General features: G+C 36.7%; 25 protein-coding genes. 18 read left to right on the top strand and 7 right to left on the bottom strand.

Annotated features, from left to right (window positions below; translation table 11 throughout):
* Position 1: 1 nt before the first annotated feature.
* The 5 genes from polX (at position 2) to uvrC (ending at position 6954) form a co-directional block, all read left to right on the top strand.
* Positions 2-1717 carry a DNA polymerase/3'-5' exonuclease PolX gene (gene polX / locus FN924_RS11795; protein ID WP_143894718.1) on the top strand — a complete coding sequence of 572 codons (1716 nt, stop codon included), beginning with the start codon at positions 2-4 and terminating at the stop codon, positions 1715-1717.
* 12 nt (positions 1718-1729) lie between these two features.
* Positions 1730-4072, top strand: a complete 2343-nt coding sequence (locus FN924_RS11790) for an endonuclease MutS2 (protein ID WP_143894716.1) — start codon at positions 1730-1732, stop codon at positions 4070-4072.
* 30 nt (positions 4073-4102) lie between these two features.
* Positions 4103-4510 (top strand): DUF350 domain-containing protein, encoded by a 408-nt coding sequence (locus FN924_RS11785; protein WP_143894715.1) that lies wholly within the window; start codon positions 4103-4105, stop codon positions 4508-4510.
* A 229-nt stretch (positions 4511-4739) separates the two neighbouring features.
* The gene (gene trxA / locus FN924_RS11780) at positions 4740-5054 is read left to right on the top strand and encodes a thioredoxin (protein WP_143894713.1); all 315 of its coding nucleotides are present in this window, start codon (positions 4740-4742) and stop codon (positions 5052-5054) included.
* Between the two features lie 121 nt (positions 5055-5175).
* Positions 5176-6954, top strand: a complete 1779-nt coding sequence (gene uvrC, locus FN924_RS11775; protein WP_143897203.1) for an excinuclease ABC subunit UvrC — start codon at positions 5176-5178, stop codon at positions 6952-6954.
* Between the two features lie 167 nt (positions 6955-7121).
* Here uvrC and FN924_RS11770 read toward each other — a convergent pair whose 3' ends face one another.
* On the bottom strand, positions 7122-7562 hold the full coding sequence (locus FN924_RS11770; RefSeq protein WP_143894710.1) for a DUF2507 domain-containing protein: 441 nt from the start codon (positions 7560-7562) through the stop codon (positions 7122-7124).
* A 264-nt stretch (positions 7563-7826) separates the two neighbouring features.
* Between FN924_RS11770 and FN924_RS11765 the strand changes: the two genes are divergently transcribed.
* The 3 genes from FN924_RS11765 to sdhB are packed head-to-tail and all read left to right on the top strand — an operon-like array spanning position 7827 to position 11024.
* Entirely contained in the window at positions 7827-8447 is a 621-nt protein-coding gene (locus tag FN924_RS11765; protein WP_143894708.1) for a succinate dehydrogenase cytochrome b558 subunit, read from the top strand.
* Between the two features lie 40 nt (positions 8448-8487).
* The gene (sdhA, locus tag FN924_RS11760; protein ID WP_143894706.1) at positions 8488-10251 is read left to right on the top strand and encodes a succinate dehydrogenase flavoprotein subunit; all 1764 of its coding nucleotides are present in this window, start codon (positions 8488-8490) and stop codon (positions 10249-10251) included.
* The gene (sdhB, locus tag FN924_RS11755; RefSeq protein WP_143894705.1) at positions 10251-11024 is read left to right on the top strand and encodes a succinate dehydrogenase iron-sulfur subunit; all 774 of its coding nucleotides are present in this window, start codon (positions 10251-10253) and stop codon (positions 11022-11024) included. Before sdhA ends, sdhB begins: the two co-directional genes overlap by 1 nt.
* Before the next feature lie 58 nt (positions 11025-11082).
* Here the strand turns inward: sdhB and FN924_RS11750 are convergent, their stop codons facing one another.
* Positions 11083-11268, bottom strand: a complete 186-nt coding sequence (locus FN924_RS11750; RefSeq protein WP_143894702.1) for a type Z 30S ribosomal protein S14 — start codon at positions 11266-11268, stop codon at positions 11083-11085.
* Between the two features lie 293 nt (positions 11269-11561).
* On the opposite strand from FN924_RS11750, the gene FN924_RS11745 reads away from it, so the two are divergent.
* A complete protein-coding gene (locus FN924_RS11745; protein WP_143894701.1) occupies positions 11562-11744 on the top strand; it encodes a helix-turn-helix domain-containing protein in 183 nt (60 codons plus the stop codon).
* Between the two features lie 39 nt (positions 11745-11783).
* On the opposite strand, the gene FN924_RS11740 is transcribed toward FN924_RS11745, so the two are convergent.
* The 4 genes from FN924_RS11740 to FN924_RS11725 form a co-directional block, all read right to left on the bottom strand.
* A complete protein-coding gene (locus FN924_RS11740) occupies positions 11784-12116 on the bottom strand; it encodes a hypothetical protein (RefSeq protein ID WP_143894699.1) in 333 nt (110 codons plus the stop codon).
* A gap of 15 nt (positions 12117-12131) precedes the next feature.
* Complete coding sequence (locus FN924_RS11735) at positions 12132-13985, bottom strand: DEAD/DEAH box helicase (protein ID WP_143894697.1); 1854 nt, start codon at positions 13983-13985, stop codon at positions 12132-12134.
* A 90-nt stretch (positions 13986-14075) separates the two neighbouring features.
* Positions 14076-14549 (bottom strand): ImmA/IrrE family metallo-endopeptidase, encoded by a 474-nt coding sequence (locus FN924_RS11730; protein ID WP_143894695.1) that lies wholly within the window; start codon positions 14547-14549, stop codon positions 14076-14078.
* Between the two features lie 99 nt (positions 14550-14648).
* Positions 14649-15140, bottom strand: a complete 492-nt coding sequence (locus FN924_RS11725) for a helix-turn-helix domain-containing protein (RefSeq protein ID WP_143894693.1) — start codon at positions 15138-15140, stop codon at positions 14649-14651.
* A 137-nt stretch (positions 15141-15277) separates the two neighbouring features.
* Here FN924_RS11725 and FN924_RS11720 point away from each other — a divergent pair, with 137 nt between their 5' ends.
* From FN924_RS11720 to FN924_RS11710, 4 genes are all read left to right on the top strand, one after another.
* Positions 15278-15499 carry a helix-turn-helix transcriptional regulator gene (locus tag FN924_RS11720; RefSeq protein WP_143894691.1) on the top strand — a complete coding sequence of 74 codons (222 nt, stop codon included), beginning with the start codon at positions 15278-15280 and terminating at the stop codon, positions 15497-15499.
* A 102-nt stretch (positions 15500-15601) separates the two neighbouring features.
* Positions 15602-15736, top strand: a complete 135-nt coding sequence (locus FN924_RS19550; protein ID WP_267128988.1) for a hypothetical protein — start codon at positions 15602-15604, stop codon at positions 15734-15736.
* Between the two features lie 116 nt (positions 15737-15852).
* On the top strand, positions 15853-16353 hold the full coding sequence (locus FN924_RS11715) for a hypothetical protein (protein ID WP_143894689.1): 501 nt from the start codon (positions 15853-15855) through the stop codon (positions 16351-16353).
* Between the two features lie 430 nt (positions 16354-16783).
* Complete coding sequence (locus tag FN924_RS11710; protein WP_143894687.1) at positions 16784-17455, top strand: hypothetical protein; 672 nt, start codon at positions 16784-16786, stop codon at positions 17453-17455.
* A gap of 53 nt (positions 17456-17508) precedes the next feature.
* Here FN924_RS11710 and FN924_RS11705 read toward each other — a convergent pair whose 3' ends face one another.
* Complete coding sequence (locus FN924_RS11705) at positions 17509-17706, bottom strand: helix-turn-helix domain-containing protein (protein ID WP_143894685.1); 198 nt, start codon at positions 17704-17706, stop codon at positions 17509-17511.
* A 179-nt stretch (positions 17707-17885) separates the two neighbouring features.
* Here FN924_RS11705 and FN924_RS18880 point away from each other — a divergent pair, with 179 nt between their 5' ends.
* The 5 genes from FN924_RS18880 (at position 17886) to FN924_RS11685 (ending at position 21410) form a co-directional block, all read left to right on the top strand.
* A complete protein-coding gene (locus FN924_RS18880; RefSeq protein WP_158633993.1) occupies positions 17886-18023 on the top strand; it encodes a hypothetical protein in 138 nt (45 codons plus the stop codon).
* 70 nt (positions 18024-18093) lie between these two features.
* Positions 18094-18969 carry an FtsK/SpoIIIE domain-containing protein gene (locus tag FN924_RS11700; RefSeq protein WP_228409433.1) on the top strand — a complete coding sequence of 292 codons (876 nt, stop codon included), beginning with the start codon at positions 18094-18096 and terminating at the stop codon, positions 18967-18969.
* Positions 18911-19495: a replication-relaxation family protein gene (locus FN924_RS11695; protein ID WP_228409432.1), complete on the top strand. Its 585-nt coding sequence runs from the start codon at positions 18911-18913 to the stop codon at positions 19493-19495. The genes FN924_RS11700 and FN924_RS11695 overlap by 59 nt, the downstream gene beginning before the upstream one ends.
* Before the next feature lie 14 nt (positions 19496-19509).
* Positions 19510-19695, top strand: a complete 186-nt coding sequence (locus FN924_RS11690) for a hypothetical protein (protein WP_143894679.1) — start codon at positions 19510-19512, stop codon at positions 19693-19695.
* Positions 19696-19886: 191 nt separating this feature from the next.
* Positions 19887-21410 carry a recombinase family protein gene (locus FN924_RS11685; protein ID WP_143894677.1) on the top strand — a complete coding sequence of 508 codons (1524 nt, stop codon included), beginning with the start codon at positions 19887-19889 and terminating at the stop codon, positions 21408-21410.
* Positions 21411-21422 lie beyond the last annotated feature (12 nt).

Raw genomic sequence — 21422 nt, 5'->3', positions numbered from 1 at the left:
CATGTCGATAGATAAAAAAGATGTCATCCGTTTATTGGAGACCATTGCCATCTACTTAGAGCTTAAAGGAGAAAACACATTCAAGGTTTCTGCCTATCGAAAAGCAGCCCAAGCACTGGAAACCGATGATCGTTCTTTATCAGAAATTGAGGACTTTACCAAAATAAATGGTATAGGGAAGGGGACGTCTTCCGTCATTTCGGAATATGTGGAAAATGGTGAATCCGAAACCTTAGCTGCGTTAGAAAAAGAAGTTCCAAATGGATTAATACCGCTCTTAGACGTACCAGGACTTGGTGGAAAAAAATTAGCGAAGCTGTATCAAGAACTAGGCGTTGTTGATGCTAACTCACTCGTAGAAGCTTGTGAGAATGGATCTGTTGAAGGGCTCAGTGGTTTCGGGAAAAAGTCTGCAGAAAAAATTGCAAAAGCCATTAAAGAAAGAACGAATCGTCCAGAGAGATTGCCGATTGCCTTTATGCTTCCTATAGCTGAACGAATTGAGCAGTATTTAGCTAAATTAGAAGGAGTAGAGCGCTTTTCACGAGCAGGAAGCATCCGGCGTTTGAGTGAGACGGTTAAAGATATAGACTTCATTATTGCAACAACGAATCCTACACAAGTAAAAGAAGCATTGCTAAACATTGACCAAACGATTGATGTGGTTGCATCTGGCGAGACGAAGGTATCCATCGTCTTGGACGAAGGGTATCACGTAAATGTAGACTTTCGTATGGTAGAGCCGCAAGAGTTTATTACTACACTGCACCATTTTACAGGCTCAAAAGACCACAATGTGGCCATGCGGCAGTTAGCAAAGCAGTATAACCAAAAAATTAATGAATACGGTGTAGAAAACACAGAAACGAGCGAAGTGCTTACCTTTGAAAGTGAAAAGACATTCTTTCAACATTTTGGACTTCCCTATATTCCACCTGAAATGAGAGAAAATATGGGGGAAGTGGATATAAACAAAGCCATCGAAGTCGTGAGCAAAGAAGATATTCGAGGGGATCTCCACATGCATACGACATGGAGTGATGGTGCTCAATCTGTGGAAGAAATGGTTCAATCCGCTCGAGAGATAGGCTATGAATTTATTGCTATAACCGATCACTCCAAATTTTTACGTGTTGCCAATGGTTTAGATGAAGCTAGACTGAGAAAACAACGAGAAGAAATTCATCGACTAAATGAAAAATATTCGGATATTCACATTTTTGCTGGGGTAGAAATGGATATTTTACCAGATGGTACGTTGGACTTTTCGGATGACTTCTTACGTGAATTAGATTATGTCATTGGTGCTATTCATTCCAGCTTTAATCAATCAGAAGAGCAGATTATGAACAGATTGCGTACCGCTATAGAAAATCCATATGTGAACGTAATTGCGCATCCTACCGGTCGCGTAATTGGCAGAAGGCCAGGCTATGCCGCAAATGTAGAAGCCCTAATTAAAGGTGCAGCAGAAACAGGAACGGTTTTAGAGTTGAATGCAAACCCAAACCGATTTGATTTATCTGCGGAATGGGTGAAACGAGCCCAAGAAGCCGGTGTTCACATTGCGATTAATACGGATGCACATAACTATCGAACATTAAAGTTTATGGAACTTGGAGTTGGGGTAGCTCGTAAAGGGTGGTTAAGAAAAGAAAATGTTATCAATACTTGGAAGAAAGAAGACTTAATGAAATTTTTTTCAAGACATAGATAGAAGGTGAATCAAATGAACGAACGAATCTTTAAGGTGCTGGAATTTGAACGAATCGTCCAGCTGCTTCAAGAGCAAGCTGCTTCCGGACTTGGTAAAGAAAAAGCAAGCAAATTAAAGCCTTTAGATACATTGGAAGAAGTGAATGAGCTACAAGCTCAGACGGATGAGGCGGCACATGTTATCCGTTTATTTGGAAATGTGCCACTCGGTGGTATTTTCGATATTAGACCACATGTAAAACGTTCACAAATTGGGGGTGCACTCAGTGCCAAAGAATGCTTAGATATTGCAAGCACGATTTATGGCAGTAAACAACTGAAACGTTTCATAGAAGATATAGAAGAGCCGGAGCTCCCTATCTTACGAGATTTAACGGATCAAATCGTACCTCTCAATCAACTAGAGCGGGAAATTAAAAGTTGTATTGATGACAATGGACACGTTATGGACGGAGCTTCAGAAAAATTGCGGACCATTCGCTCGAAAATTAGAACAAATGAGAGTAGAGTCCGAGATAAGCTAGAGTCCTATACAAGAACGAAGTCCAAAATGTTGTCAGACGCCATTATTACAATTCGAAACGAACGGTATGTACTCCCCGTTAAACAAGAATATAGAGGCTCTATCGGTGGAATCGTGCACGACCAATCTGCCTCTGGAGCGACTTTATTCATGGAACCACAGGCGGTGGTGGAGCTGAATAATCAATTACAAGAAGCAAAGGTTCAAGAAAAAACAGAAATCGATCGGATTTTAAGAGAATTATCTGCGCTTGTGGCAGAAGATGCAACGATTCTTTTACAGGTTGTAGAAGTACTAGCTGTTATCGACTTTATGTTTGCTCGCGCGAAGCTTGGTAATCAAATGAAGGCTGCAAGACCAACGATGAATGATAGAGGAATAATTAAGATGAAGCAAGCACGTCATCCTCTATTACCGATGGACGAAGTAGTAGCGAATGATGTAGAAATCGGTGAAAGTTATCGGGCAATCGTGATTACAGGGCCAAATACAGGTGGGAAAACCGTCACATTAAAAATGATTGGTTTATGTACATTGATGGCACAATCAGGGCTACAAGTTCCTGCATTAGATGGCTGTGAAATGGCTGTATTTTCAAATGTGTTTGCCGATATTGGAGATGAGCAGTCCATTGAACAAAGCTTAAGTACCTTTTCCTCCCATATGACGAACATTGTTCGCATTTTGCATGAGCTAGATGAACGATCCCTCGTTCTATTTGACGAGCTCGGTGCAGGGACAGATCCCCAAGAAGGTGCAGCTTTAGCCATGGCAATTTTAGATGAAGTGGTACAGAAAAATGCGAGAATTATTGCGACGACTCACTATCCAGAGCTGAAAGCCTATGGGTATAACCGAGAAGGAGTAGTGAATGCTTCTGTCGAATTTGATATTGAGACATTGAGTCCCACTTACCGATTACTGATTGGAGTTCCAGGTCGAAGTAATGCATTTGAAATTTCTCGTAGACTAGGCTTACAAGAGAGGATTATTACATCTGCTCAAAGTCATATTGGAACCGATTCTCGAAGTGTAGAAAATATGATCGCTTCCCTGGAAGCGTCCAGAAGAGGCGCCGAGCAAGATTACGAAGAAGCCATGGAGCTTTTAAGAGAAGCGGAGCAGCTTCGAGAAGAGCTTGAGCAGCAATGGAGCCAATTTGAAGCAAAAAAAGAACAGTTATATCGAAAAGCAGAGGAAAAAGCGGAAAAAGCTATTGAAAAAGCAAAAGAAGAGGCGGAGGAAATTGTAAAAGAGCTTAGAAGTAAACGAAACCAAGCTGCACTCAAGGAGCATGAGTGGATTGAAGCGAGAAAGCTGTTTGAGGATGCGCAGCCAAAGCTTGCGAAGGAAAAAGGAAAACAAGTGAAGCCCAAGCAAGAGAACCGAGCCTTACAACCAGGTGATGAGGTGACTTTGTTAACCTTAAACCAACAAGGAACGATTTTAAATAAGATAAATGATCATGAATATCAAGTACAGGTCGGAATCATGAAAGTGAAGGCAAAACGAAATGAACTAAAATTTGTTAAAGGTAAAGAGCCACTAATAGAAAAACCAATGGCTACTATTAAAGGCTCTAACTATCATGTGAAACCAGAGCTTGATTTACGAGGAGAACGGTTTGAGGATGCTTTACATCAATTAGAAAAATATGTAGATGATGCACTTCTAGCTAATTATCCTCGTGTGTCCATAATCCATGGGAAGGGGACTGGAGCATTGCGCAAAGGCGTTCAGGAGTTTGCAAAACGACATCCACAAATTACGAGTTACCGAGATGGTGGGATGAATGAAGGCGGAAGCGGTGCAACGATTTTAGAGTTTAAATAGACCATTGGTCTTAAAAAATGGGGTGTAAAAATGAATGGGTTTTGGGAGAATACGTTTATAGATACCGCCGCAAGATATAGCGTCGCGATTTTATGTTTGATTGTGTTTTTAGCGATTTTCGAACTTGTCACGTCATATAAAAATTGGGAAGAAATAAAAAAAGGAAATTTTTCTGTAGCGATGGCAACAGGTGGGAAGATTTTTGGGATTGCTAATATTTTTCGTTATTCGATTGAACATAACGATACGCTATTAGAAAGTATGATGTGGGGCGTTTTCGGTTTTGTATTACTACTCACTGGGTATTTTATTTTTGAATTCCTCACCCCAACTTATAAAATTGATAAAGAAATAGAAAATGATAATCGAGCAGTTGGTTTTATTTCCATGGTAATATCTGTTGGATTGTCGTTCGTAATAGGTGCGAGTATCGGGTAGAGGAGAGGAAAGCATGGAAACATTGGCAAAGGTTTTAGGGGTCATCTCCGTCCTTTTTATTGTTGTAGGTATTATTTATTTAATGAAATTTGCTTAAGAAAACAATCTTCTCATAGGTTGAGCGTTTTAGGGGAATATGATAGTGAAGCAAAAATGTAGAAAGTTGCAAAACCCTCGTGCTATACTCAACACATAGTTAAGAAATTGGTAATAATGAGGAGGAATATAAATGGCAATTGTAAAAGCATCCGATGCTACTTTTAATGAGGAAACTGGTCAAGGATTAGTATTAGCTGATTTCTGGGCAACTTGGTGTGGCCCTTGTAAAATGATTGCACCTGTATTGGAAGAAATCGATGGAGAGATGAACGATAAATTAAAAATCGTGAAACTTGATGTAGATGAAAACCAAGAAACAGCTAGTAAATTTGGAGTAATGAGTATTCCAACATTGCTTCTTTTCAAAGATGGAGAAGTAGTAGACCAAGTCGTTGGTTACCAACCAAAAGAAGCACTAGAAGAACTTATCAACAAACACGCATAAGTTTAAACGTTGCGTCATATATCCAAATAGTCCCTTGTTGCTCTATATGCAACAAGGGGCTATTATTGTATTAGCAACTTTTTGTATATCTATACTACGGTTAAAGGTGTGATAGTAAATGATGTCCAACCAACTTAAAGAAAAATTAGCCGTGCTTCCCGCCCAACCTGGCTGTTATTTAATGAAAGATAAACACCAAACCGTTATTTACGTTGGCAAATCGAAAATGCTGAAAAATCGCGTAAGGTCCTACTTTACCGGAGCAAACGATCAGAAAACACAGCGACTCGTCCAAGAAATCGTTGATTTTGAATATATTGTTACATCGTCTGAGATAGAAGCACTCATTTTAGAAATGAACTTAATAAAAAAATACGATCCCAAATACAACGTATTACTAAAGGATGATAAGTCCTACCCTTACTTAAAGATTACCGCGGAAGAACATCCGCGCCTTATCGTTACTCGAAAAGTGAAAAAGGATAAGGGGAAGTACTTTGGACCTTATCCAAACGTGTACGCTGCTAGAGAAACAAAAAAATTGTTAGACCGCCTGTATCCATTGCGAAAATGTAATAAAATGCCAGACAGAGTCTGTTTGTATTATCATATGAATCAGTGCTTAGGACCTTGTGTATATCCAGTAACACAAGCGACGAATAAGCAGATCGTACAAAGTATTACTTCCTTTTTAAGTGGAGGGCACCAAGAGATTAAGCAGGATTTAAAGAAAAAAATGATGGAAGCATCAGAAGAGCTAGACTTTGAAAGAGCAAAGGAACTGCGCGACCAAATTCAAAATATTGAATCGGTCATGGAACAACAAAAAATGACGTTGAATGACCAAGTGAACCGAGATATATTTGGGTTTGCTTATGATAAAGGCTGGATGTGTGTCCAAGTTTTCTTTGTAAGGCAAGGAAAGCTTATCGAACGAGATGTGTCGATTTTTCCGTTTTTTGATGATGCAGATGAAACGTTTTTAACGTTCATAGGAAGATTTTATTTACATCAAAATCATCCGAAGCCAAAACAAGTTCTCGTTCCACTTGGAACGGATTTAGACCTTTTAAAAGAACTGTTAGAGGTCGATGTGCATACCCCTTATAGAGGAAGGAAGAAAGAACTTGTAAAGCTTGCTGCCAAGAACGCTAAAATTGCACTAGAAGAAAAGTTTAGCTTAATCGAACGAGATGAAGAACGAACGATTTATGCTGTTGAAAAGCTAGGTGAACAGCTCCACATAGAAATACCACACCGAATTGAAGCGTTTGATAACTCGAACATTCAAGGAACTGATCCGGTTTCGGCAATGGTCGTATTTATCGATGGACGTCCTGCAAAGAAGGAATATCGAAAATACAAAATTCGCGATGTAAAGGGACCAGATGATTACGAAACGATGCGAGAAGTGGTTCGAAGAAGATACACACGAGTCTTAAAAGAAGGTCTGCCTTTACCTGATCTTATCGTAATGGACGGTGGGAAAGGCCAAATGAGTGCGGCATCAGATGTGTTAGAAAACGAACTTGGATTGGACATTCCGTTATGTGGACTAGCAAAAGATGATAAGCATAAGACGAGTGAGTTATTATACGGTACACCACCTGTTGTAGTCCCGCTGGAACGTCAATCTCAAGAATTTTATCTTATTCAAAGAATCCAAGACGAAGTTCACCGCTTTGCGATTACATTCCACCGCCAGTTAAGAGGCAAAAGCGTCATTCAATCTGAATTGGATGAGATACCGGGAGTAGGGGAGAAACGAAGAAGGCTATTACTAAGACATTTTCGATCCTTGGACGAACTAAGGAAGGCAAGCCTTGAAGATATTACGAAACTCGGTATCCCAGCGCCTACTGCTACAACGATATTAGAGCACTTGCAGGAAGAAAAATAAGGAATTGGAATGCTAAAATGAAAATAATGAATTACCACCGCTCCTGCAGAATACCCTGTTTTCCGCAGTGACGGACTAGCAGTCACTTGTGTAAGAATAGTAAAAGAAATCCGAGCTTTATTCGAAAATACTATTCGGATAAAGATCGGATTTTGTTAAAATTATCGTTAGCTTGTAAAAATAACATTCAATTGTATCGATCCTTTTTGGATTCGGTTTTCATCCGTACACTCACATGGAATCTGCTTGATTTGTTCAATAGAAGCTGCGAGAAAACCGGCTTCTAAACGATAGTCCGCATTTTTATACGGGCTATCTTTTCTTTTTACTATTTCTTGTCCCTCTATTTCAAATAAAAGCTCTCTTCTTTTTTCCTTTACGAGAACCAGTTGTCCCCATCCAAGCTGTTCAAATGATAGGATGATGTCTTCTACAGTAGTAAATGTCAATTTTCTTGCCATGTTTTTCCCCATTACGTAAAGGATCGTATTTGCATCCCTACCAAGTAAATCAGGTAAAGCATCGAATCGTAGGAAATCAAATCCAGAACCGGTGCTAGTTAATTGATGTAATAAGTTTTGGTTTACTTTCTCATTTGTGCTACTCATACTACCATTCATTCCCTTCTAGGTAGTTATTATCCCTTTAAAACCTGTATCTTGCAAGCCATGAAAAATAGGAAATAACTTTTAAATTCTACTAAGGGAAATAAAACCGTTTTCTTGACGCTCAACCGTGATAGAAGTACAATAAAGTGTGTCACAAAATGTGCCTTTTTAAACTAGAAAAGTGCACGAAATTTCACTCTATAAGGGTGCTTAGAAAAATAATGAGTACATGGATTACACAACGATGGTGAGGGGGGTAAACAAATGGCGGAGAAGCGAGAGTTTTTTTATCGCAGGTTACATTCACTTTTGGGGGTAGTACCAGTTGGTGTATTTTTAATTGTTCATTTAACAATTAACCATTTTGCGGCATACGGAGAAGAAAGGTTTAACAATGCTGTACACTTTATGGAAAGCCTTCCATTTCTAATTGTTATGCAACTATTAATCATCTATTTGCCGATTATTTTTCATGCTGTTCTTGGTGTTTATATAGCTCTAACGGCTAAAAATAATGTAAGTAGATACGGCTTTCTTCGAAACTGGTTATTTAAGCTTCAGAGAATAAGTGGAATTATAACACTTATATTTCTTGTTTGGCACGTATGGGAAACTAGAATAGCTTCAGCAATAGGGAATACAGAAATTAACTTTGATATGATGGAAGATGTGTTTAGTAACCCATTCATGGTTTGGTTCTATATTATTGGACTTATTTCAACTACTTTCCACTTTGCGAATGGATTGTGGAGTTTCTTAGTGTCGTGGGGAATTATTGTATCACCACGTTCACAACAAATCACGACATATGCAACAATCGTTGTATTTATTGCTCTATCTTATTTGGGAATCCGTTCGATTCTTGCATTTACGATGGGCGCATAGGGTTTACAGTTTGTTATAGAAAATTGGGGGAGTGAGCTAGATGAGTAAACGCAACATTGTAGTTGTCGGTGGAGGTCTTGCTGGCCTTATGGCAACTATTAAAGCTGCAGAAGCAGGTGTTCACGTTGATTTGCTTTCCATCGTACCAGTGAAACGTTCTCACTCTGTATGTGCGCAAGGTGGTATTAACGGGGCTGTTAATACGAAAGGGGAAGGAGATTCTCCTTGGGAACACTTTGATGATACGGTTTATGGTGGAGACTTTTTAGCAAACCAGCCACCGGTTAAAGCAATGTGTGAGGCTGCGCCAAGTATCATTCACATGCTAGACCGTATGGGAGTAATGTTTAACCGTACACCGGAAGGATTGCTGGATTTCCGTCGTTTCGGTGGAACACAACACCATAGAACAGCTTACGCTGGTGCAACAACTGGACAACAATTGCTCTATGCTTTAGATGAGCAAGTTAGACGTTATGAAGTAGAGGGTCTTGTAACGAAATATGAAGGCTGGGAATTCATTTCCGCTGTCATTGATGATGAAGGGGTTGGACGCGGTATTGTAGCGCAAAACATCCAATCTCATGAATTAAAAGTATTTAAAGCCGATGCGACAATCATGGCTACAGGTGGCCCAGGTATCATCTTTGGTAAATCCACAAACTCTGTGATTAATACAGGATCTGCTGCTGCATCGCTTTATCGTCAAGGTGCGATATATGCAAACGGAGAATTCATTCAAATTCACCCAACAGCAATCCCTGGTGATGACAAACTACGTCTTATGAGTGAATCTGCTCGTGGAGAAGGCGGAAGAGTTTGGACGTATAAAGATGGAGAGCCTTGGTATTTCTTAGAAGAGAAATATCCGGCTTACGGTAACCTCGTTCCTCGTGATATCGCTACTCGTGAAATCTTTGATGTTTGTGTAAACCAAAAACGCGGAATTAACGGGGAGAACATGGTGTACTTAGATCTTTCTCATAAAGATCCTAAGGAACTAGACGTTAAACTTGGTGGAATCATTGAAATCTACGAAAAATTCGTAGGGGAAGATCCACGTAAGGTTCCAATGAAGATTTTCCCTGCGGTTCACTATTCCATGGGTGGACTTTGGGTAGATTATGATCAAATGACGAACATTCCTGGAATCTTCGCTGCTGGTGAGTGTGATTATACACAACATGGTGCAAACCGTCTCGGTGCAAACTCTCTATTATCCTCTATCTACGGTGGAATGGTAGCAGGTCCGAATGCGATCCGTTACATCGACGGACTAGAGAAAACAGTAGATGATATTTCTAGTAAGATATTCGACGACAAGCTAAAAGAAGAAGAGGAAACATTTGAGTACTTAATGGGTATGGATGGAACCGAGAATGCCTACCAAATCCATAAAGAGCTTGGCGAATGGATGACTGATAACGTAACCGTAGTTCGTGAAAATGAAAAACTGAAAAATACAGACAACAAAATTCAAGAGCTATTAGAGCGTTACAAAAAAATCAATATTAACGATACGTCTCGTTGGAGCAACCAAGGTGTTATGTTTACACGTCAATTAGAAAATATGCTGCAATTAGCACGTGTTATTACAATTGGTGCGTATAACCGTAACGAAAGCCGCGGTGCTCACTATAAACCTGAATTCCCAGATCGTAATGATGAAGAATGGTTGAAAACAACAAAAGCACAATTTGATCCAGCATCAAATGGACCATCGTTCTCTTATGAGGATGTAGACGTATCCTTAATCAAACCTAGAAAGCGTGACTACAGTAAAAGTAAAGGGGGCAAGAAGTAATGGCAACGGCAACTGCACAAAAAACAATTACGTTGATAATTACACGCCAAGATAGCCCAGACTCTTCTCCTTACCAAGAGACGTTTGAAATACCGTATAGAGACAATATGAACGTTATCTCTGCATTGATGGAGATCAGAAGAAATCCAGTTAATGTGAAGGGCGAAGCGACTTCTCCCGTACAGTGGGAAATGAACTGTCTAGAAGAAGTATGTGGAGCTTGCTCTATGGTGATTAACGGTCAAGCACGTCAAGCATGTGCGGCTCTAGTAGACCAATTAGAACAACCAATTCGCTTAGAGCCAATGTCCACATTCCCAGTTATGCGTGACTTAGCGGTTGATCGTAGTAAAATGTTCGATTCCTTGAAAAAGGTAAAAGCATGGATTCCAATCGATGGTACGTATGATTTAGGACCAGGACCAAGAATGCCTGAGAAAAAACGTCAATGGGCATATGAGTTATCTAAATGTATGACATGTGGTGTATGTTTAGAAGCTTGCCCGAACGTAAACAACAACTCAGACTTCATCGGACCATTTGCCATCTCTCAAGTTCGCTTGTTCAACTCTCACCCGACAGGTGAAATGAACAAAGGTGAACGTTTAGATGCATTGATGGAAGACGGCGGAATCGCCGGATGTGGAAACTCACAAAACTGTGTTCAAGTTTGTCCAAAAGGAATTCCACTTACCACTTCGATCGCGGCGATGAATAGAGAAACAAATATTCAATCATTTAAAAACTTTTTCGGAAGTGACTACGCATATTAATACAACAAATCCCCTTACCGTCACGGCAAGGGGATTTTTTATATAAAAAATGATAGAACTACCAACTCGCTTTTTTAACTCCAGGAATTTGGCCTTTATAGGCAAACTCTCGGAAGCAAATACGACATAATTCAAATTTACGCATAACAGAATGTGGTCTTCCACATTGCTTACAACGGCTATATTCACGTACCTGAAACTTTTGCGGTTGACTCCATTTTTGAATTAAGGCTTGTTTGGCCATTTGATATCCTCCCTTCAGAATGTTGGCTAGGAGAGATATATATTATACATAGGTCATCAATTAAAAGAAAGTGGAAATTTATGGGAAATATAAACTTCAAAACATCTGCACAAATCGTGTGCGTTTTCATATACAAAAAGAGAAGCAGCTTTTCAACCATACGTTGTTCATAATTGGGCAAGGGAAAGAAGCTTCTGCTATCACAGTTTTAATAAATCACTCATAGAATAACTTGACTAAATAAATACCCTTCACGGTCAGCTAGCTCTAAGACAGCAAGGAGGGGTTATCATTTGAAGGACAATGACTACAAGCCGAAGCAACTACTGACAAAACGTGAAAAAGAAGTATTTGAGCTTCTAGTACAGGATAAAACAACAAAAGATATTGCCCAAGAACTATTTATTTCCCAAAAAACGGTACGAAACCACATATCAAATGTTATGCATACCTTTTACTTAATTACGCATTTTTGAATATCACAAAAAAAAAAGGGGGTAGTTCAGCCCCCTTTTTTATCCAACCTCATTTTTAAATCTGTCCATCAATAAGTTCTTTAACTCATGTTCTTTCTTCTTAATTTCAACTTCTCTATCGTATAATATTTCAGACTGATTACCAATATTTGACTCCAATTGAATGAGGTGATTAGTTTCATTGAAAGTATATTTGAATTCAGCGTTGTTTCCATCATCCAATACACATTTAGTAATTCCAATTAATGTGTTTTCACATTTTTGAAAATTAACCTCTGTATAATTTTGCATTTTTAGATTTCCTAGCAGTTCTTGTGGAGTTAACTTCGGACTGTATATAGCGTTGTATAACTCATCAATAAACCGATTCAATGTTAAATCAACTCCTTATAGTTTATTTTTTAAAATATTGTCAACGTGATCAAAAAAATCGTAAACATACTCAACTGCTAAATCATATTCTTCCAAAGACCACTTGTCTCTTGGTTTCCCGATATGGTCTCTTAATGATATATTAAAATACGTTCCTAGTAAAGCACCATCAGTTTCCTGATTATAGATAAATGAATACTTTTGTGGCAAGATGAATCTTCCTTTAATTAGGGTGTCTCCATCTAGTGCTAAACTATGGTCTGCAATTAATTGAGGTATCATTTCTTCTCTAATTAATTGATCAATTTCAGTTCTTTTTCTCCAATAATAAATATCTGGTCTTAGATATTTTTCTTTATCTTTGTCTTTCTGAGATTGTTTATAAAAGTCTCTTGCTTTTTCTTCCGATACGTCAAGTAACTGTTGAATTTCTTTAATTTTTTTGTTTTCTTCTTCGATGCGCTCTTTTCTTCTTTTGAGCATTTCAGTTTGTACGAAAGAATCTTTTTCTACTTGATATTCAGATGTCTCTTGTACATTCCCAATACTAGTATCACGTGGATCATACTCTTTAGGATCTAGTGAGATATCTGCTTTTATCTTTTTTATTACTTCTTTTTTTATATTCTCTTTTTTGTAGTAATCCCATAATTCTTCTAGCCCTAATTCTTTATGATGAATTAGAGTTGCTATGTTATCATCCTCGTTATAGCTTCCATCATCATTTCTTATTGATCTAAGTACTCGACCAACAAATTGAGCGTAGGGAAGCAAGGTTTTAAAAGGTCTAAAAACAGCTGCAATACTTAGATATTTATGATCATACCCTTCACCAAGCATTGCTACATTTATAACTACATCTACTTCGTGATTTTGAATCATGTTAAAAGCTTTTTCTCTATCCACTTTTTCCATGTCACTATGAACGATAGCTGCTTTATATCCTTGTTGTTCATACAAAACTTTTATTTGTTCAGCATGTTTAATACTGCATGCAACCGCAATTATTTTGTGAGGGTTTCCAGTTTTTTCTTTTATATCTATAAGGTGTTTTAATGAGAACTCAACTAGCTTCATATTACTTTGTTGTGATAAAGCAACAGACCTTCTTATCCAGTCTTCTTCCTTTAAATTTAACTCTCGAATTTGGTCAAGAGTGAAAAGAGTATCATCTTGTTCATCGATAGTAAAGTACATTTGATCTGGCACATAATCTAGCTTTTCTAAGCTTTTAATATATCCGTTTGCCATTGCTTGAGCTAGACTATAGGAATAAACTCTATCTCCAGTTATTTTCCTTCCATCACTTCTAAATGGTGTCCCAGTAACTTTCAAAACTTTAGCTGGCTGAAAGTAATCTACTGCTCGTTTCCAAGTCTTTGCTTCCGCATGGTGTGCTTCATCAATTATTATCATATCAAAAAAATCAGAAGGTACTTTCTTTATAAGTGATGAATCTAGTCTTTCTTGTAATTTGTGGACATTTAATATAACAATATCAGATCTTTCGAGTATATCGTTGGTTAAACCGCTTTTGTACTCAATAACAGAAGGTAATTGTTGAAAATTCTCAAAAACCTTTGTCATCAACCAAAAGTTTTTAGGGTATAAAGAATCTAGAGAACCTAATACAGAATCTCTTATAACTGTTTGGGGAGTAATTATAAGGACTCTCCCGTTAGAAATCTCATATGGAGCTAAAGCCATTAGCCCAGTCTTTCCTGTTCCCGTAGGTAATACGACTAAGGCTTCTTCTTTACTTTCTTTTAAAACAAAATGTTCATATAATTTTTCATATGCCTTTATTTGCGGCTCTCGAAGGTTTTCATTAGATAGTATATTAGGACTCACTGATTTAAAGTAACTCATTAAATTCCCCCCTGTAAAATATAAGATATGTATATATTTTACAGGAACTAGTTCAAATGTTGGGCTTTTTCGACAAAAATAGATATTAAGTTACAAAATACTTTTTCTCGATAAGTTTTCTAATCGTTTATAACATAGTTCTTTGGTAACTCTAAAGTCATCTTTAACTTCATTTACTATGTATTTGTCTGTTAAATCATAATTTATAATCATATGGTATGGGATTGCTGCATACATCGTAAAGTTATTAGCATCCCACTCTTGCAATTGCCTGAATGCTTCTGGCATCATCGTTTGAATACCAGAGTGCCTTAAAATATGGCATAATTCATGAAAAAAATCCTCACGTTGTTTTTCTCTAGATTCTCGGATATCAATAGTTATTCCTTTATATCTGCCGCATATCTCATAAAAAGGAGTCCTTTCTTTACGATGTAAAAAGATGTTCAACTTTCTCGCGATAACAGTTTCATCAATTTGTTTTGGTGATGTTATACCTAATCGAATATAAAAGTTCGTAACCCAATCTTCGAGTGCAGTGGTTGGATATGTTATAAAGTTCAATTATCTCACCTCAATACTATTGTAGGAACGTGTGTTCGATTAATCAATATAAAAAAAGATGCCCATCTAATGGGCATTCTATAAGTTTGTTCTAGGTGTTTAATCGCCGTCTTCATTTCTTTCTTTCGCTCTTTGCGAGACCCACTCAAAATGTCTTCGAATTTCATCTATATCTTCTTTGGTGAAGTTCTCCCATTTTTTATAATCTAAGAAACCTATCTGATCTATGCCGTATTCCTTAATTAACCGATTGAGCTCATATATAGGGTTGAACTCTTCATCTTCCTTTAAACTTTCGTAGTATTCTAGTACGCTGTCTCTTTCGGCAAATACATTAATTTCCTTTTGTTTATCAGAAATGAGTCTTGGAGACTTTTCATCAGTTCGACCTATTAAGTAATCAGCGGAGACATCCATAAGGGTAGCAATACGATCTACCGTATCTAAAGGAGGCAACTTAGTTCCGTTTTCATATGAAGTGTAAGTTACTCTTGCCACACCTATCCTTTCAGCAACATAGCTTTGAGTCCACTCCGGTCGTTCTTTTTTTATTTCTTCTCTATGTTTCTTTAAACGTTCTGCAAACTTCATAAAACCACCATTTTCTAATTGCTATTTGATTAAATTATATATGTTACTAACAGTAACTTAAATAGATGTTCCTATAAGTATAACTATTCTCTGTGAAGCTATTGACATGTTACTTAAAGGAACTTAGGAGGTGTGAAATGAGAACCTGGTTAAAGCAATATCGCATTTTGAAAAGTCTAACTCAAGAAGAAACAGCAAAGAAATCAAAGATTTCAAGAAGCTATTACACTCATATTGAGAAAGGAACTAAGACTCCAACTGTTCCTGTAGCAAAATCAATTGCGGAAACATTAGATTTTGAATGGTTAATTTTTTTTGATAGTCAATGTTCCTTTAAGGAACATAACGAAACGAAATAAGTGATTTAATACCGTTAGGGATTTTTTACCATTAAAAAATTAATAATTTATTGGTTTGTCCATACAACGTTCACACATAGGAATGAAGAGAGGTGATGCCTAATGGCTAAAAAAGAAAAAGAATGTCCATTAAAAATTAAAAAAGAAACATTCGGTACCATTCCAATTGAAGAAGCTTTTAGGCAAGCATTTGAACCTTACTTCAATCCAGACAATAAGAAAATTCATTCAACATGATTTGGCCAAATATTGGCCACTCTTTTTTAGAGGACAAGCCTATGAATATATCATAATACCAATTTTTGTTAACTTGTGAACTGTTTTTTTAACAATTAAATAGGAGGAAGAGAGAAATGAGTTCGATGAATGCAAGTAAAGCACTTACAAATTTTATGGAGAATAACAACATGCCAGGCAAGCAAGTAGCGATGGACCTTAACGTTTCGCAGCCTATGGTTACATACATGAAAACTGGAGCAAGGCCAATGCAGCAAGACATCGCGGAACATAGCATACGGAAATATGCTGATGTAGATCCACGTTACACCATGGAAATAACTAGACAATTCTCACAAGGTTACACAGCACCTGTTATGGATTGTACCGCAATAGAAAATGAGAATCGTTTGGCCGTTATGATTAGTGCCATTAAAGAAGTAAAAGAAGCGTTAAGTGCAATGGACTTAGAGAAGTTCTTGAAGAATTCAGAATTTGCAGATGAAGCTGACATATTCGCGGTTCAGCAAACCTTGAAAGAAGCGCAAGATTTCTTTGAAGCTGAAGGTGGTCCAGACATCGATCCTCACCAATTAGATGGTGACGGTAACGGTTTAGTTTGCGAAAGTTTAAGTTAGAATCTAAAAGGAGCCTTTACCTTAATTGGTATTGGCTCCTTTTCTGGTGTATGAAAGTATGAAAGTCAACAACTTATTAATATGGGGAGAAGAAAAAATGTTTCCCAATATGGAAAAGTATAAAATTTATGTTATTTAAATGGAATATCTGTTACCATTGAGAATACAAGTTGAATCTACTATTCTAAATTTTAAAGAAGGTGTTCATATGTGGATTGGTTATCTCAGTTTCTGGATTGGTTTAATTTTCGTTATTGTCTATTACCAAATTACTTCTGAAATAAGGCATTTGTTTTTCTTTGTTGGATTAACACTTCAAGTTATTGGAATAACGATAACAACAATAACTAAAAGAAAAAACTCAAGAAATTCATAAAAATGTTCATCAAGTGTATTTCACATAGAGAAGAAAATTAAGGAGGAATTTACATTGAAGAAATTTTTAATCGTTTTAACGATGTTCGTAACTCTCTTTGCATCTATTAGTCCATCAGTCTTTGCATCTAGTATTACTTCAACTAAAAATTCATTCGACAGTTATAATGGTTCAGTAGAGGTCGTAGAAGGAACTGAAAACAATTGGACGAAATTAAAGGTTACGGACAGAAATGGAGAAGAATCATTCATTAAAAAGGAAATTGTAGATGGAAAAGATGTTTATAATGTTTATGAAGGAAATACTAAAAAACCTACAATCACGACTAACAATGAGGGTGAAACACTCCTAGATGGTGAAAAAGTTGAAGTAAAGCAAGAAGAAACTCTAGAAACCAATAAAAAAGGTGATATTATTAACTATGCAAACGCTGGTAATGGTTCGAGTTTCTATTTAATAAGAAGTAGAACAAGTAGTATTAGTGCAGATTTTAATGATGTAGCAACTGGTATAAGTTTACTTTTATCTGTATTTGCCGGCATGGGGTATGGTATAGCTCACACTATAGCCTCATACGTTGTCGGCAATTTATTACCCGAGCTCTGGTACACGGAAAAAACATATTCAGACAAGGCAGTGTATCAACCTACCTTCAAAAAATTTAGATACTATTATGCAGATCCAGCAAGAACACAATTTATAGAATCATATTACCTTATTTATTAAAGTAGTTTGAAAAAAGGATATTTTTATAAGAAGCCCTACTCGTCTGAGTGGGGCTATTTTTGTTTCTCATATAAATCTCCTACTTCTACCTCTAAAAACTCTGCCAGTTCAAATAAGTAATTTGCCTTCGGAAATGCATCTCCATTTTCCCATGCACTTAAAGATTGTGGTGATACATTGATTTGTTTGGCCACAAAGTTTTGTTGTAATCCTTTTGCTCGTCTTATATCTCCGATTTTAGGTTCCCACATGATATCGAAACTCCTTTTAACAACTTATTATATATATTCCACCAAATTGGTAAAATTCCTTTTTAAATAAAAAACAACTATTTTTGTATTTTATTTAAAGAAAACTTGATTGGACACGCATCTTTTATGTTATTCGCCCATATGCTTTACCAAGTAAGTTACCAGAAAGAGGTGAAGACATGATATTTATAACAACCGTTGGTACAACCTTAGTTTTTATGGCCTATTTAAAAAAGAAAGGGAAAATATCCATTAACAAATCCATACTGTACGGTTTGCTTGCTGCAGCATCTGTTCAAGCTAGAATACCTCAATGATAATGTGGGTGTATTCCAGGACGGTCTTCATAAAAACGTAGAACTTCGATTCGATGGAGGGATGTTACACGTGAATGTATATGAGAAAAATCTTCCCAAGTCATGGCCTTATCGTTTTAATAAGAAGACTGGATGGAAGGTTCCTATTGGAAAAACATACAAGGAAATTATTTGGCATGATTTTGATGAAGTTCCACACTTAGTTGGTGGCGGAACAACTAGGTATGGGAAAACAAACCTAATGAAAGTAATAATGACAAGTTTAATAAAAAGTCATCCAGAAGATGTAGAACTTTATCTAGTGGATTTAAAAGCAGGGGTCGAATTTGGAAAGTACCGTAATTTGAAACAGGTGAAAAAAGTCGCCACCAACATTCAGGAAACATATGACCTTTTGTTAGAGGTCTGTTTAAAACTTGAGTCTAAACAAGCAGAAGCTAGAAGTAAAGGATGGAGTAACATAACTGAAACAAAAGATAATAAGAGGGTCTTCATTATTGTAGATGAAGCTGGAGACATTCCAGATGAAAAGTTTATGGATTCAGAGGAAAAACAAATGCGTCAGGCTTGCCAATGGAGACTTGCTCACATCGCAAGGATTGGAGGGGCATTTGGTTTCAGAGAAATCTTCTTTTCTCAATATACCACTGCTGACGTTTTACCAAGGCAAATTAAACAGAACGCAGATGCAAAAATATGTTTTAAGATTCAAAATGGATATGCTTCAGAAGTGATTCTTGGAGAAAAAAATACACAAGCAGCTGAACTTCCAAAGATAAGAGGAAGAGCCATGTTCAAAAATGGGCCAGACTTAATTGAACTTCAAGTACCTTACATCTCAAATAGGGTTGTTAACCACTATTTAAAAGAGCATGAGGATGGTGACCATGAACCAGAGACAAATGCAAATACTGGACTCTCTATCGAATTTAGAGATCTTGACTAGGAGCCAAATACAAACCCTTCACAATACAAAAAGCACTCGAAATACAAACTTCATTATGCAATCCCTCAAACCATACACTAGATCTATTCGATTAAAAGAAAATGCTTATTATTTGAATAAGAAAGGAGCTGAATTAACTGGGGCCAAAAGACAGTTTAGGGTAAACGAACAGTTGACTCATAAACTTATGAGGAATGATGCTTATATCTATTTTGAACCTCATAAATGGTTGGTTGAGCAAGAAGTAAAGGTAATGAACATATCCGTTAAACCCGATGCTTATTTTGTGATAGGAAATAGTCGCCACTTCTTAGAAGTTGATAATACTCAGAAATGGAATGTGAACGTAAAGAAGATGAAGTATTATCGTAAGCTGAAAGAGACCAATGCCTTTCAACAAAAATACGGTTCATTCCCTAGTATTGTGTGGGTTATAAAACATGAATCAAGAAAAGATAAGTTAATGAAGGTGGCGGATGAATTAGAATTGAACATCAATGTTTATGTGCACGATGAAATAATTTAAAAGGAGAGATTCACATGTTTAAAAATGCAGAGAAAATTAGTAAGGCTATGGATATGTTGATTAAGGTTACAGATGAGTTGGAGAAACTAGAAAGAAAAGAGCAGTTAGTTGCTGTAATTCATGAATTATCTGTTGTTCATCAGGGAGTTTTAGGTGATTTGAGAACATATGCTCATAATACTGATTATGAAGATAATTGAAGGGAATTGTTAAGAACTGTTGTTACTTTAGTAATCTATTCTTTTTGATTATTATTAAACTGGTACAGCGGGAAGTCAAAAATAAAATGTTCGCAGACTAATCAAAAAAATAAAGTAGTTTTCACCCCTTTTGCACTCATATACTGTTAAAATAAGGATATGTGTACCAATTGCAAAAGGGGTGTGCTATTTTGCGAATCACTCAAAATGAAGAAGTGTCTTTTAATACTTATAAAGAGTATCCTTACATTGTGTATGTACGTGTATCTACAGACAAAGATGAACAAAAGGATTCGATAGGAAACCAAATTGACATATGTCGTTATTGGCTCGAAGAGAACCACTTTGAATGGAACGAAAGTTCTATTCTGAAAGATGAAGGTAAATCAGGTACCTTATTCTTGGAACGTACAGCTATGCAATTAATATTGCAAAAAGCAAGAAACCGTGAAATTAAAATGGTTGTGTTCAAATCCATCACACGTTTAGCTCGTGATTTGAAAGATGCACTAGAAATTAAAGAAATTCTAATTGGGCACGGAGTACGAGTCGTAACTATGGAAGAAGGTTACGACAGCTTATATGAAGGTAAAAATGACATGAAATTTGAAATGTATTCCATGTTTGCTGCTCAATACCCAAAAACTCAATCCGTATCGATTAGTGCAGCTCTTGCTGCGAAAGTGAGACGAGGTGATCATATTGGGAAAATCCCTTATGGATATGACCGAATTGACCAAAAGCTCGTTATTAAGGAAGAAGAAGCAAAGGTAATTCGTCAAATTTTCCACTGGTATAATTACCATGGCTATGGAATGAAAACAATTGTAAGAATGCTTAATGAAGGTGTTGAGAATGGAGAAATTCTTCCACCTAGGAATAAAAAGCATTGGCAAATTACATCTGTACAAAGAATCCTACGAAATCCTACTTTTTGTGGGACCTTCATCCTTAATCAATATACAACAATTAAGGTAGACGGTAAGAAGAAACAAATTAAAAACCCAGAAGAAAAGTGGAATGTTTTTGAGGATCATCATCCAGCCATTGTATCGAAGGATGAGTGGGAAAAAGCAAACAACAGAAAAAACGTGAATTCTAAGAAAAAGTTTACTCCTTGGAACGATTTAAGAGGATTATTAAAATGTGGCAAGTGTGGATCTAATATGGTCATTGTTCAAGGTGGTAATAAAAAGGATGGCGGACATTGGCGGTACCTAAAATGTAGTGCTTATCGCCGTTCCGGAAAATATGGGTGCGTCAATCATGTTCCGATTACTTATGAATCCTTCAAAGAATTAATAGTTAACCAGCTGCAGAACTATGGAATAAGAGTAGCAGAGCTTAATCTGATAAATAACTTGGAAAATACAAAAGAACAGCAGGTAAGAAATATAAAAAAACGGATTGATTCCTTAGAAGATAAAAAAGTTTCTTTACTTGATTTATATCTGGATAAACTTATAAATAAAGCAGAATTCCAGAGGAGAAATAATCAACTTGATTCTGATTTAAAAAAAGCAAATGATCAATTGTTTCTATTAAATAAGGAAGAAACTCGTCAAAGTGAGATTAAAAGTATTCTTGATGCCTTTAATTCACTTGAAAATTCTAATGAAAATTTACATCATGTATTTAAGACATTATTAAAGGATGTCATTATAGAGCAAACTGGTGAGATAGAGATAAATTATGCGTTTGAAAACAGTAAATAGCATTATCCGTAA

The sequence above is a fragment of the Radiobacillus deserti genome (assembly GCF_007301515.1).
Lineage (GTDB): Bacteria > Bacillota > Bacilli > Bacillales > Amphibacillaceae > Radiobacillus > Radiobacillus deserti.
This window is presented reverse-complemented; position numbering and strand designations above follow the sequence as displayed.